Origin of the sequence: Phocaeicola sp. HCN-40430 (assembly GCF_037890285.1) — a bacterium.
GTDB classification, from domain to species: domain Bacteria; phylum Bacteroidota; class Bacteroidia; order Bacteroidales; family Bacteroidaceae; genus Phocaeicola; species Phocaeicola acetigenes.
This window is the reverse complement of sequence record NZ_JBBKBS010000021.1, coordinates 48,592-63,550: the sequence shown is the minus strand read 5'-3', so window position 1 is coordinate 63,550 and position 14,959 is coordinate 48,592. Positions and strand designations below refer to the sequence as shown.

Below are 14,959 nucleotides of genomic sequence, written 5' to 3'. Positions count from 1 at the left end.
ATAAAAAAGAAAAGAGAACGCTGTCGCAGCGTTCTCTTTCTATTTAACACATAGGCATCTTCATTTTATCAAAAGGTTATATCGATATATACCCTTTTGAACTTTTATTCTATGGGGTTGGGTTATAGTCTAGTTTAGTTTATATCCTATGTCTTTTTGGCTGTGTGTTTTTTCTCTTTTTAATATCTTCTGTAATTAGAAGTGCAATTCGTGTGCCAAAGTATGTAGAATATATAACTTGCTGATTAATAAGATAAATGCAATTTTGTCTTATTGAGGAATTTGTGGAATTGTGTGGGGATATTGTAGAATTATTCCACATTTTATTGTGGAATATTATACAATTTCAGTTTGTTGTATAGAGTCTTGCGGTCTACTCCCAATAGCAGAGCTGCCTTGGTTTTGTTATTGTTTGTTTGTTGAAGTGCCCGTAGAATACGCTGTTTCTCAGTTTCCTCATCATATAAATTTAAAGATTGAGGAACAAAGGAAACTGGTTGACGTAAGATATCTTCTCCCAGTTCACGTATTGTAATAAAATCTCCTTGTGCAAGAAGTGTGGCACGCTTTACAACATTTTTTAATTGACGTAAATTACCCGGCCAATCATATTTTTGCAGTGCTTCACTTGCTGCTGCATCAAATCCTATTAAGTCTCGCTCCAGTTCACGATTTGCCTGATCCAAAAAGAAATTGGCGAACAGAAGGATATCTTCCGGTCGTTCTTTCAGAGAAGGCATATATAAGGTAAATTCATTAAGACGATGATACAAATCTTCACGGAAATTACCTTTAGAGATGGCTTCGGTAAGATTTTCGTTGGTTGCACTAATCAGACGTACATCAACTTCTATTTCCTTATTGGAACCAATAGGACGGATACGTCGTTCCTGTAAAGCACGTAAAAGCTGAATTTGAACTTCGTAGCTTAGGTTTCCTACTTCGTCGAGGAATAAAGTACCTCCATTGGCTTCTTCAAAGGCACCTCGTTTGTCATGAAGAGCACCAGTGAACGAACCCTTTATGTGGCCGAAAAATTCAGAAGCAGCCAGTTCTTTGGGGATAGAACCACAGTCTATGGCAATAAAAGGCTTTCCAGCCCGTTTGCTTAATTCGTGTATACGATGTGCTACATACTCTTTACCTGTGCCGCTTGCTCCGTTGATAAGTACAGACATCTGGGTAGGCGCCACCAGTTTTACATAATTGTATAATTGGCGGGCAGCCTCACTTTCTCCTTCCAGAAAATTCTGTGAATTAAACTCAGGTACAGGAGTCACAGGAATTTGTTGTTTATGAATTGCTTCGTGTATTTTTTTCAGAAGTTCATCCGGTTGCACCGGTTTACTGATGTAGTCACTGGCACCTTGCTTCATAGCCTGTACCGCTGTTTGGATTTCAGCGTAACTGGTCATGATAATAACCGGTGTGGTACATTCTTTGCTCCGAAGCCATGAAAGAAGGTGGATTCCGTCTTGATCGGGCAAACGTAAATCGGAGAGAATCAGGTCGTATTGGCGTGCTGCTATTTGCTTGCGGGCGCGTGCATTTGTTCCTGCAGTTTCCACTTCGAACCCTTTTTTCCCGAGCCATGTTTTCAGCATTGTAGAAAATGTCAAATCATCTTCAACGATTAGTATAGACGGAATCATGTGTACCTATGTTTATATGTATTTGTACAAAGATAAGCTTTTTTAGTATGCGGAAATCATTCCAGGTTAAATTTTTCATTTCAGCATTGGTGCAAAGATATCTTTTTTACATATTTTTCAGCTTCTTCAAGGATGCAGGTAACTTGTTGTATAATCCATTTAGTCTGTTTTATGTCCTCATCCGTAATTTGTTCTGCTCCTTTTCTGCTTTCCAGCTGTTGTAGAGAAGGTACAATTTCTTTTGCTTCAATCATAGTTAGTGTAGGCAGTAGCTTGTGGGCAATGGCGCTGATTGTCTGAATATCATTTCTGCTCAAGGCTTCTTGCAGCAAGCCGGTGCTTTTTTGTGTCTCCTGAATAAATATTTTAATAATCTCCTGTGCCGCATTGGTATCATCGGCAGAGAAAGCAGTCAGCGGACTGAAATTGTATTTGCTTGCGGAGGCAGAAACTTTTTCAGTCGATTTTTCGGGAATCTGTCTGTTCAGTGAGGCTGAGAATTGCTGCAGTATTTGAAGTAAATCCGACTGGTTGAATGGTTTATGCAAACATCCGGCGAATCCTTTTTCCTGAAAATGCGATTCGTCCATGTCACTTCGTGCGGTAATGGCTATGACCGGAATGCTTTGTGCCTGTTTTACCGGCAGTTTTCTCAGATTTTCCAATAATTCAAAGCCATTCATGGCAGGCATCTGAATATCGGTAAACAGAATGTCGAACGGTTGCTGGCTGATAAACCCAAAAAGATCTTCCGGCTGTTCGCAACATTGGATTGTAGTTTGTGGGTCGAGAATGTTGCGTAACATTGCTTCCGTCAGATTCATTTGGATACGGTCGTCGTCTATTAGTAAAATACGAAGAGGCTTGACAGGTACAAGATGCTGTTCCTTATTCTTCGATGAAGCGGAGATAGAGGGAAGAGGCATAGATACCCGAAATGTACTTCCTTTTTCAAGAGTGCTTTCGATGGCAATCTTACCTTGTAGCAATTCCACTAACTTCTGGGTGATGGAAAGACCAAGTCCAAATCCTTCCTGTCCTTGTGCACTCCTCAGACGGATAAAGGCTTGGAACACACGTTCCTGTTCTTGCGGTGTCATTCCGCACCCGGTATCAGTTACACTGAATATAAACTGGTTGCCCTGATACTTGGCATGTAAAGTAATACTTCCTTCTTTAGTAAATTTCAATGCATTCGAAAGCAGGTTTTCTACAATTTGCCGGATACGGAAAGGGTCTCCTTCCAGAGTGAGTCCTGGTTTGAATTCATCTGCAAATTCCAGTTTCAGGTTCTTTTTTTCTGCCAGAGGTAAAAAGCTGGTATAGATAGTTTCAAATAATTGGTGCGGATTGAATGCTACCGGATGCAAATCCATTTTTCCAGCTTCCAGACGATGGTAGTCCAAAAGCGAAGTCACCAGGTCGAGCAAATGCTGGGCCGAACTTTTCATGTTGTCCAGATAAAACAGTTGTCTTTTGTCTTTTACAAGTCGGATAAGCAAGTCGATATAACCGATAATCGAACCGGTTGGTGCTTTGATGTCGTGCGTAATGGTTAACATCAGCTTTTCGCGTGCTACCAAGAGGTTTTCTGCATACGATTTAGCTTTTTCCAGTTCTTTCCGGTAATGGTTGCTTCGGGTAATATCGCGGCAGATGATGATAAAGAATATAAGGATTACCAATACTGCCAGTATTGCAATGGTAGCCATTGTCCATGCTGCTTGTTCACGGATACGTTGCTCCGTCTCAAATTTATATGCAGCTACTTTTTGTTCTTCTTCTTCAATGGTTTCCAATAACTGGTTTACACGCTGACTCAGTTTGCTGCCGGCTATACGCAGGCGGTAAATACGCTTTTCAACCGTGCGTAACTGCTCCTGCCGGGTTTGGAATACACGGTGTTGTATATTGCTCAGCATACCAGCCAATGTATCTACAGGGTTGTATGCTTCGTCTATAGTGTCGGTATACTCTTCTTGAATGACATTATTGACTTGGGTCGAATCGGCTTTTCCTGGAGAAAAAAGATCGGCCAGACGCTTGAAAAACTTCTTGGGTTTATGATGAATGGTATAGGTGTTTCGATGAGTAATGACTTTACGGCGAATATGAGTACTGTTCAACAGAGAGTCCTGTTGAGCTATCAGACTGTCTATCTGTTGCTTGTACAGCTCGTCGGTAGGAGGCTGACGCAAAGCTTCCAAAACCAGTCTCATGTTGCGTTCCTTGTTCTTTACCAAAATGCGTACCGTATCCAGACGTGCCCGCTGTAGTGTATCTGTCAGCATTGTTTGCAGGGAGTCAATCGACTTTCCTACATTTCTCATGGCTCTTTTATAAGCCGGATATTCATTCAGTTCTCCTACACGTAAGGTCTGTCCGATGATTTCCGCTTTATAAAGCTGACTGATGATTTCGTGGGTTGTACGCCGCCGGTTTTCTATATTTTCCTCGAAACCGGTGGGCGAAGTCAGCAGTTCCATCTGTTTGTAGATATATCCGATGGCTCCAAAGAGCAGTCCTATCAGAATGATATATCCGAAAGCTATTTTGGTTGAAGTAGAAAGCATGAGTCAGGTTATAGTTCTTTCCGGGTTTTATATCGGAAACGCAGGTAATACATAATTCCGGCACTGGTCAGTCCGAAAGGAAAGGCCATCCAGATACCTATGATTCCCCAGTCGCATACAAAGCCAAACAGGTAGCTGGCAGGAAGAGAAATCACAAAATAGGCAATAAATGAAAACAGAAGCATCGGACGGACATCGGCAATACCTCTCAGCGCATTGGCAAAGTTGATTTGCAGTCCGTCGCCAAACTGATAGAGCAGGAAAGGAATAATCACTTGTGCTACCATCAGACTTACAGCCTGATCATTGGTAAACCATCCTCCAATCTGATGACGGAGCAGAAATATGGGGATAGAAGTGCATACTATCATAGCCAGGATAATATGGAAGCCTATATTGGCTGTTTTCCGGACACTGACCAAATTATTCTGACCGTAAAAATTGCTGATACGTACCGATACGGCTGCTCCCATTCCATAGTACATCATGAAACAGATTTGAGAAACGGCTATCATAATCTGATAGGTAGCCAGAGCTGTACTTCCCAGCCAGCCTACCATGATGGCACTCAGGCTGAATGAGGCAGTTTCCATACCCATCTGTCCGGCAATGGGCCATCCCAGTTTGTTGAGTAATTTAAATTCTGCCTTGTCGAGAGCATTACGCTTGAATCCTTCACGGAACACACGGTAACGCGAAGTACCAAAGAATAATACAAGGTAGGCTATAACCATCAGGATGCGTGAAATGAGTGTGGATACTCCGGCACCCGTCAGCCCCATTTCCGGCATGCCCAGCTTACCGTAAATCAGCAGATAGTTTCCGATAATATTCAGAATATTCCCGCTCAGCAAAATCCACATGGACACTTTTGTATCTGTTATTCCGTCTGTAAACTGCTTGAATCCGTTGAACCACAGTACAAACGGAAGTGAGGCCAGCAGAACAAGAAAATAAGGACGGATATAAGGAAGCAGTTCTTCCGGTTGCCCCAGGCTTCCCACATTCAGATACAGTATTCCCATTACCAGGCACACGATGAAAGCCAGCATTGTATTGGCTGCCAGGCTGCTTTTAAGAGCTTTCCCTACTGCATGTGACTTGCCTTGCCCGAAGAGACTTCCTACTACCGGTGTTAATCCGTAGGAGAATCCGGTACTGAAAATAATGGCCAGATTGAACATGTTGTTTACAAAACTTGCTGCAGCAAGCTCTGTAGTACTGTGATGTCCAATCATTAAAGTATCGGCAAATCCTAATACAATGACTCCGATTTGACCAATGACAATAGGGATACCCAATGTCAGGAGTGCACGGTAATGTGTCCAATTCATTTCGTTGCTCGGTAATAAAGAATGTTACAATTTTCCGGAATAAATGTCTTGCGGGCAGTTTCCTGTATCTGTTCGGCGGTAACCGCACGGTATTTTTCTACTTCCTCATTTATCATCTCCGCTTTTCCTAAAAGCTCGAAATAGGCAAGGTTGGTTGCCACGTTCAGGTAGTTGATGTTACTGAATATCTGCTCGCTTTCGTAGCGGTTTTTTACTTTTTCCAGTTCCTCTTCTGCTACAGGCTGGGTTTTCATCTTTTCCAGTTCGGTCCAGATAGCCTTTTCAGCTTCTTCCAGCGTGACTCCCGGAGCTGGTTTTCCGGTGATATGCAGCAAACCTTCGTCCAGACTTCCTGCAATGTAGGCATCCAGTGCAGTGAAGAGTTTCTGTTCTTGCACCAGCGATTGGATAAAGCGGGAAGAACGGCCGTTCGACAGGATATCGGTAATCATATCAAAGGCATAATATTCCGGATGGTGGCGGTTGCACATATGAAACGCCATGTAAATGGCATCTACCGGAACTTTCCGTTCTACGCTTTTGCGCCGGATGGCAGTTTGTGGAAGTTCTGCCGGAAGTTCCCGCTTGCGTATAGAACGGGCAGGAATCGGGCCGAACCATTTCTCTGCCAGTCGGATTGTTTCCTCAAAAGAGATGTGTCCCGTCACGGTCAGTATGGCATTGTTGGGAGCATAAAAACGGTAGAAGAAATCTTTTACTTCCTCCAATGTGGCCTGGGCTATGTGGCTGATTTCCTTGCCGATGGTAGGCCAGCGGTAAGGATGATTCTGGTAAGCCATTTCGCGGAGAAGGTGAGAAGCATCTCCGTATGGCTGGTTCAGGTTACGCTGTTTGAATTCTTCTATTACTACCTGACGTTGTATCTCAAGACTTTGCGGTGAAAAATCGAGACTCAGCATACGGTCGCTTTCCAACCAGAATCCGGTTTCTACATTCTGGTACGGAAGTGTAATGTAGTAATTGGTAATGTCGTTGTTGGTCCAGGCATTGTTTTCTCCTCCGGCATTTTGTACGGGGGTATCATAATCGGGAATATTTACAGACCCGCCGAACATCAGATGCTCGAACAGATGGGCAAAGCCGGTGTGTTCGGGATCTTCGTCGCGGGCACCCACATCGTACAGAATGTTGAGTGCTACCATTTGGGTGGAGTTGTCTTCATTGTGTACGATGCGTAAGCCGTTGGATAAAATATGACGGTTAATATGAATCATAAAGGGTTATTCGATAACAGTTGCTTTAAGAATACGTATGTCTATTTTCGGACGGTCTGCACGGTTGGTGCCTACGTTTTCTATTTTTTCTACTACGTCCATACCGTCTACCACTTCTCCAAATACGGTGTAAGCTCCGTCCAGATGAGGAGCACCACCTACAGTAGTATAAGCCTGAATCTGTTCGCGGGTAAATTTCAGTGCAGGTTCTTTGGCAACTTCTGCACGTGCCTGTGCTTCCAGTGAATCTTGCAGTTCCATCAGTCCGTCGGTATCGCCTGCCTTACGCATTTTATAGATTTCTTTCATGTGTTTGCGGGCCAACGTGTTGAATACGGTTTCCAAACGGGCATCGTTCATCTGGTTTTCCATATTTACCATCTGTGCTTCGCTGAATTTGCGGCCTGTTACAATATAGAACTGACAGCCTGAAGAAGCTCTTTCCGGATTTACTTCATCGCCCTGACGTGCTGCGGCCAATACTCCTTTTTTGTGGAAGAATTTAGGATTGAATTCTGCAGGAATGGTATAGCCCACATCACCGTTGCCCAGCGTGGTTGTATCGGTTGCAGTCTTGCTTTGCGGGTCGCCTGCCTGAATCATGAAGTTCTTGATGACGCGGTGAAACAAGGTACTGTCGTACACGCCCTCCTTGGTCAACTTGATGAAGTTGTCGCGGTGTTTCGGAGTTTCGTTGTACAGTTTCACGGTAATGTTTCCCATTGTGGTTTCCATGCAAACCAGTGTTTCATTGCCTTTTTCCATATGTGTGGTCTTTTTTTGATTTCCTGTACACGAAAGCATGCAGCAGGCCATCAGGGTTAATACAATTGTTGCTTTTTTCATAAAGTAAAGAAATTAGATTGCAAAAGTACAAAAAAAATGATTGTGAGTCTGTATTCTATGGCGGCATTCTGTAGCAGATGTCGGGCTGCTGCAAAAGTATTGGCAGAAAAAAAGAAAAGAAACAGTGTATATTCAGCGCCGTTGGCTGTACAGTTGACGCCGTTGGTTTTATAGCCGGCGACGCCGTTTGTACATCCGACGTCGTCGATTATAAAACAATATAAGCAACCGACAGTAAATCATCGCATTGTATAAATAGTCTTGAATCGGATGATTTACTGTCGGTTGGAGTGATGCCGTATCGTCAGAATGGATAACCGATGGCGAAGTGGATACCCATTCCGTCTTTGAAGCGTGGAATGTTGTAGTATCCGCTCTTGCCGGTGTCGTAGGGTACGTGCAGGGCAATTCCCCAGTCGAGACGGAGAATGAGGAACGACAAGTCGTAACGGATACCGATACCTGTACCCAGTGCAATGCTGTCGAAAAATCTGTTGAGGCTGAATTCTGCATTCGGTCGTGCTTCATCCTTTCGCATCAGCCAGACGTTTCCGGCATCGAGAAAGGCTGCTCCGTTCAGATTTCCTCCCAAAAACTTAGACAAGATGCGGAATCGGTATTCCAGGTTGGCTTCCAATTTGATGTCTCCCGTTTGGTCGACATAAGAGTAGCGTGAGTTTTCCGCCGGATGAAAACGCCCCGGACCAATGGAACGGACCGTAAAGGCACGGATGCTGTTGGCTCCACCTACATAGAACTGTTCGCTATAAGGGGCAATTGTCTTGTTTCCGTATGCCCAAATGACACCTGCCATTACTCGGGTAGCCAGTTGTTGTTTGTCGCTAAGGTTTAGCAGATGACGCATTTCCGAAGAAACTTTCAGGAACTGGGCAAACGGATTTCCCAGCAGTTTTTTATCCTGTTGGCTGAATTTCTGTCCGAACGCAGCATAGATAAGCGAAGTAACGTTTCCGGCAGAAGTGATGGAGTTTTCCCACCATATCCGGTTTCGTTTTTGTTCCCACGAGTTGTCGTAGGTAAATGTATAGGTCAGCGAAGGAATAAACTGGTCGTCCAGACTTCGGAACAGCATCGGATTGGCCGTAGCTATTGAGTCGAAAGCCGCTGTACGGTGTTGCAGAACGTTGAATGCCAGATGTATGGGGGTTACGGTATGTTTCATTCCACGACGTGGGTAGAAGCTGTAGGATACATTACCGCCAAACGATAGCATCTTAAAGTAACGGGCACGGTTTACCTGGTCTACATACACTTTGAAGTTGGTTTGTGACGGGAAACGGAAGGGGTCTACACGGTCGCGAATCCAGGGGAGAACCAGTCGTGGAAACTCTAACGACAGCCCCGCGCCCAGTTCATAGGAGTTCATGACCGAACTTTCTCCATCGACTGTAGAACTGGTCTGCCATTCGTACGAACCTTTCATTTCCAGATTGAGCGAGGCACCCATGCCACGGAAATTTTTTCTCGACAGCTTGAATATGGCTCCCGGACCGGTTTGCTTGGTGCTTTTGGTGGTGACATTGAGTTCCAGCTCACTGTCGTAAGGCAAATCGAACATTGCATTCACCTGTACATCAAGTGTATCACTGTTCTCTGTACGGGGGGTATATCGCATTTCATTGTACTTGAATACGCCTAAACGGGACAATGCTTCCTGAGTATAGTTCTGTCTGCTTTGTGAGTATAACTCTCCCGAGCGATACAAGAACCGTTTACGGAGCACTCCATAACGGATGCCCAGTTTCTTGCCCGAATAGTGGACGGTAAAATTACGTGTCTGGAGTGAGTCGGTTGGTCGTTCTCCGTTGTATCCGGTCAGATAAACAGAAGTATGGCCGATATGATATCTGCGTAAGGCTTCTTGAGGGATGTTTTTTCTGGGTACAATTTTCAAGTTGACATATCCCGAACGCATCAGTGTATCGGCCAGGAAAGTGATAAATTCATTCCGGCAATAATAATATCCGTTATCTCTCAGCAAATCGACAATTCTTTGGCGTTCTGCTTCCAGTCTGGTTACATCGAAGTTATCTCCCCGGTGCAAAAGACGTTCGTTTCGGGTAGCACGGATCAGGCTGTCTGCTCTTGGGGAGAATCCCTCGTACATGATAGAATCCAGATAATAAGGGCGTCCCATGTCAATGTGGTAACTGAGTTTCACAGCCCTTGGATTTTTGGTACTATCTACCTGGTAGGTAACTTTCCCGTTGAAGTATCCATAATCGTGGAGAAGGTTGCTTGCTACTTTGACACGTGTGTCGGGATTTACTTTTGACAGATAGACTGGGTCAGCAGCAAATTTCTTGAATATCCATTTGCCGATACCTTTTTCGTACCGTTCGAAACCATTGTAAATCCATAGTCCTAACGGGAAAGGAATACGCATGGTCGGACTACCGAAAAAAGAGTTGTTGGGCGCCACACTGATGGCTCCTTCCACTTCTTCCAGAGTTCTTTTTCCTGCAGCATTGAGGTCTTCATTCTGCACGGTAATGTCGTTGATTCCGGTATATAGCACTTCTTCCGCCGGCAGATTCTTGGTGGTAGAACATCCTGTAAAAATGAGCATAAACAGGAATATATACAGAATAATATGGGTGTTACTTTTCCTTCTCATTTGTCTGTGTTTCAATAGGATTCTTTTTTCGGTTTCTGAATATGAATAATTCTCCCAAACGACTGATTTTCTTTCGTAGAACAATACCGGCTCCGGTTTCTATGACTTCACCGTCGAGGATACTTTCATAGTTCTTGTCGTGGAATAGTTTAATGTACCGGGTACCACTGTTGTCTAAGCGGTATTCCAATGATACATTGTCGATGAACGATTCGTCTTGCTGTACATCGTTTCCTGTCGAAATTTTTCCGCCTATGACAACCCGGAAGCGGTTGTTCCAGAAGCGTTTGGCAAACTGGAAGTTATAATCTGTTCTGCTGCTTCCTGTCTCCTCTTCGTTTGTAGTCTCCATTCCAAAGTTGATATCGACCGTTTTCAGGGCATCTCCGGCTATACTCTGTATTTCCTTTTGCAGGAAAGAGTTGAGTACATTGTTTGTATTGAATGCTTTTCCGGACCCCATATTACTTTCGCTCAGATACATACCTGTAACAAGCATCGTTACTGCCAGCTTGTTTTTTTCTTCTGCCGACATGGAAGCCAGCTCGTTCTGTATGGTACCGTCTTCGGGGGCTTCGAGCGTAAATGTAAAACCTAAGTTTTCCAATCGGTTGGTAATACTTACCCCCACATTAAAGGTAACCATGCGGGAGCTTTGTCCTTCTTGTGTAACAGAGGCACGAACTCGCTCGGATGCTTTGATATTCAGATTCGGGTTCATTACATTTCCTGTCCATTCTATATAGCTGCCACTTTGTATATAGAAGGTTTTTAGTGGAATAATAGGCATGGCATATTTCATTTCTCCACTCATCAGGGCATAGCGTCCGTTAAGCAGCATGTTTCCGTCAGGCTGGTATTGGAAAGAAAGATCTCCTCCTCCTTCCAGCAGCATGTAGTTGCTTCCGTCTTCGTTCAGGTCTACGCGGCATTGCACTGCTTCGTCTATGTGGAGTGTCATCAGCATATCAATACCTCCTAATGTCATGGCCTGTACCGGGTGACGTGTAATTTGGGTTGTATCACTGAAGTTGACAAAAGTAACTGTTTCGTTCAGCCGGTCTTCGACTGTGAGTGGAGAGTCCTTCAATACATAGGTAAAGTTACTGCTTCCCAATATATTCATATTTCCACGCATTGCAAGGGCATCGGGAGTACCTTTCAAGGTAGAATTTAGGTCTACATACAGTTTGCCGTATACGAGTGCTTCTTTAGTACGTTTGGCATTCAGCAATTCGAAGTTATGCGCATTCATTTTGAGGTCTATCTGTATCTGTGCCATATCTTTCATGTCCACAGTTCCATTGATGGCAAAAGGAGTTTTCCCTTCAGTAAATATGCTGAAGTCTTTGAAAACCAGTTTGCTGTCTGTAATTTTAACAGGCCGGTTGTCGAAGCGTAAGTTAAGCGATGCCTGAGGAATGTCAATAGCCACACTGTCCAATCCTATTTCTCCATTGAAAAGAGGCTGGGTGGTAGAGCCGGATATGGATAAATTGCCATCAATGTCTCCTTTTAGCATGGCCATTTTATCTGGAATGAATGCATTGGCAACAGGTAGTGGGAAATGATGAATTCCCATATCGGCTATTATCTTATCAGTATCTTTAGAGGTAAGAGAACTGAAGTAAGAACCATTTAAGGTTATGACTTCCTCTTCATTGTGTATAACGAAACCATCGATACTATGCTCTCCATTTTCTTTGGGTAAATATACTGTACTTATGGACCAGTTCCCTAAAGGCTGTTTGTTATAAGCTAATTCCTCAACAGTTGTTTCAAGGGCTATTTGCGACTCGGATTCATTCTGTACATAGTGGGTTTCTGCTGTGATGAATCCGGCTACATCGGGCATATAAGGAATGATTCTTCGAAATTCAGCAATATCTATCTTGTTGAGCATGAAGGTAATATCTTGCTGTACAGTAGAGTCGGGAGCCGAATAGAGATGCATTCCGGTATGATTCTTGTCGTAGAGACTCATGTCAGCGAAAAATTTACCTTTGTCGCTAAGGTAAATATAGTTACGTGGATTTACCTTAAACGGGCGATAGACCAATGTGGGTTCTTCCGGTATGATATGTAAGCTGATGCCTTTGTTTCTTAAGTTGGCATTGAAGCCGATATAAGCCCCCCGTTCTTTTTGTCCGTTCAGGTATTCAATCATCATTTGTGCATCGTTTGCCCCTACATAACCGTTTAGGGATACATCAAAAGCTTCTTGATGAGGGTTAGCCAATGCTTTTATACCACTGTGGAAATTGATTTCGGCAGTGTCTTGTTGAGCCGTGAAATAAATACTGTCGAGAGACAGGCTGTCTGTGTGTAATCCATACAGATTGACTGAACCATTCAGTCCGGTTTGGGCAGAAGTATTCAAGTCAATTAACAGCCGGTTGTAGTAGATGTGGTTACTCGACAAAAGATTGGCTATCGGATTGTCTTTTCCGGATATAATCTTGATGTGAGCAGTAGGTAATAGTGTCTTGATAAGAGGCTGATCAATGTATTTCTTTTTCCACTGAGAGTCCAGTTCTTTGGAAATCTTGTTCAGACTGGCTGTCAGTTTATCAAGATTTTGCTGTGATTTGAAAAGGAAAGTCAGATCGCCGGCATTTACAAAACTCCGGATAGAGTCTTTTGTAAGCGCCAGGCCCGCATGTAAATCTTTTGTCGAAAATGTTTTTTCTGCAGTAATCAGTTTGTTGTTTGTTACATCTGCACGTACTTTGTGGGTTTGCTTCATGTCTGTCTGTAGCGTAACACTGATTTGCTGTGATACTTTCAGTGGATTGGGAGTCAGTTGCATGGCATACAGATCCAGCTGGTTGACGCTGGCATTAACAGTTGCATCTATCTGCTTGGGTTTAAACAAGCCTTCTATGGTAGTCTGTATGTCTATTGCATTGTCTTTGGCATTGAGGTGTGCCAATAATTTGTTTTGTGCAACAGTTGCATCCATTTGTACTCCAGAGAAAAAGCGGGAACCGTACTCCAGATGATTCAATTCTGCTTCAAGTTGGGCTGATGTGGAATGTGAGAAGATATCGAATCCTTTTCCCTGTACTTTGGCAGATGCAGATAGGGCATATAAAGAATCCTGTGGGATAAATTTATGCAGGTCTATTTCTTTGATATCCAGTTTTGCTGCGTACTCCTGAGTGGACAGATTATAACCTCCGGACAGGAATATGCTGTCGGTATGATGCGTCAGTGTGGTCGTTGTCTGGAGTAACGTTCCTTTAATCAGGTTTTTGCTTTCCAGTATCACGTCGGAAGGAACAGCAATTCCTTTTGCAATTTGTGAGATGAATTGCATGTTTTGGGTTTGTGTAGAAAGAGAAAGTGAACCATCCCGATAGATACTGTCAAGCGGATTCGTGATACTTCCCGAAATGTTGCTTTGGAAAACTTCCGGAATGCGGACGGTCAAGTTGGTCAGGTTCAGTTGGTTAAGATTTCCATCTATGCCGGCACGAATCTGCAGTGGTGCAGAAGGATAGTACTTGACTAACTCTTCCGGCATATCCGGCAATAATCTGAACAGGTCTGTTTTTCCTATATCAGCCATCAGACGGGCATGCATATTACCTTCAGAGTTTGTATCTGTTACTCCCCAGTCCATATTGGCTGTAAACTCGATGAAAGAATCGGTCGTCTTGATTTGCAGCGATGGTACACTCAGTGTCTTGTCGTTGGAAACAAGTCTTCCTTGAGCCGAAGTAATTTTCAGCCCCGAACGTTCTTCAAGGTCGAATTCCTTGATAAGAGCTTTCATGTCGTTGCCGGCATAATAAAGTGAGTCGAGAGACAGGTTCAGATTGGTGACAGCAATATGCGTGGGGTCCAGTCCCACTGTCTGAGGCTGGTTGCCGGTATTGTAGTTTATCTTGCTTTTTCTTATTTCGAAGTGTCGGGCAGAATAAGCCATCTGATGCAAGTCTATCAATCCGTCGGAAAGCGATGCATTATTCAGTTGCAGTTGCATGTCTATGCTGTCGAGGGGCATTTGCATGTGGAAAGATACATTCTGCAGATTAATTTTCTGCAGCATAATCTTCCAGTACATCGGAGCACTGGAGGTAGTATCGGGAGGAGTGGGAGTAGTATCGTTCAGGCATAATGTTACATGGGTGTTTTCCAGTAAGAACTTGTTGACGATAGCTGTTTCCGGAGAAAGAGCTACTCCATGTGAGGAGATGAACAACTTTCCCAAGTCTCCTTTCAACTGCATGCCCTCAATCAGGTTTGATGTATTGACTGTTGCTTTTTTCAGCTCTAACCCGTCCAGTTCTATCTGTTGTTTCAGCAGAGGAAGTAATTGTACTTTTACCGTAAGCTGTTCGGCTTGCAGTATCGTGTCTTGTCCTTGAACGGCAAGTGTATTGTGTACTACCAGGTCGAGTGGGAAAGACAGAGAAATGCGTTTGATACTGATATGCATGCCAGTGCTTTCGGAAGCATATCGAGTAGCCTGTTGTACAAGAAAGTTCTGAATAGGAGGTATGTATATAAAAATACATAGTATAATAAATAAGACAAAGGGTGACAGAAGTATAGCTGTTCCCCATTTGACGCTTCTTTTCATATTTCGGTATTATGATTGTTTTATTGCGAATATACATAAAATAACCGATATTGGAAGCATTTTGTTTGTCAACTGTGTGTATAGATAATAATT

General features: G+C 43.6%; 7 protein-coding genes. All 7 read right to left on the bottom strand.

Annotated elements, in window-relative coordinates; genetic code table 11:
- Window positions 1-323: 323 nt before the first annotated feature.
- A complete protein-coding gene (locus WKU26_RS09790; RefSeq protein WP_178267064.1) occupies window positions 324-1,652 on the bottom strand; it encodes a sigma-54-dependent transcriptional regulator in 1,329 nt (442 codons plus the stop codon).
- 80 nt (window positions 1,653-1,732) lie between these two features.
- The gene (locus WKU26_RS09785; RefSeq protein WP_340321851.1) at window positions 1,733-4,225 is read right to left on the bottom strand and encodes a hybrid sensor histidine kinase/response regulator; all 2,493 of its coding nucleotides are present in this window, start codon (window positions 4,223-4,225) and stop codon (window positions 1,733-1,735) included.
- A gap of 8 nt (window positions 4,226-4,233) precedes the next feature.
- On the bottom strand, window positions 4,234-5,559 hold the full coding sequence (locus tag WKU26_RS09780) for an MATE family efflux transporter (RefSeq protein ID WP_340321850.1): 1,326 nt from the start codon (window positions 5,557-5,559) through the stop codon (window positions 4,234-4,236).
- Window positions 5,556-6,794, bottom strand: coding sequence for a M16 family metallopeptidase (locus WKU26_RS09775; RefSeq protein WP_340321849.1), 1,239 nt, complete (start codon window positions 6,792-6,794; stop codon window positions 5,556-5,558). The genes WKU26_RS09780 and WKU26_RS09775 overlap by 4 nt, the downstream gene beginning before the upstream one ends.
- A 6-nt stretch (window positions 6,795-6,800) precedes the next feature.
- Window positions 6,801-7,598, bottom strand: a complete 798-nt coding sequence (locus tag WKU26_RS09770) for a peptidylprolyl isomerase (protein ID WP_269877774.1) — start codon at window positions 7,596-7,598, stop codon at window positions 6,801-6,803.
- A gap of 346 nt (window positions 7,599-7,944) precedes the next feature.
- Window positions 7,945-10,278, bottom strand: a complete 2,334-nt coding sequence (gene tamL / locus WKU26_RS09765; protein WP_340321848.1) for a translocation and assembly module lipoprotein TamL — start codon at window positions 10,276-10,278, stop codon at window positions 7,945-7,947.
- Entirely contained in the window at window positions 10,262-14,866 is a 4,605-nt protein-coding gene (locus tag WKU26_RS09760; protein WP_340321847.1) for a translocation/assembly module TamB domain-containing protein, read from the bottom strand. The genes tamL and WKU26_RS09760 overlap by 17 nt, the downstream gene beginning before the upstream one ends.
- Window positions 14,867-14,959 lie beyond the last annotated feature (93 nt).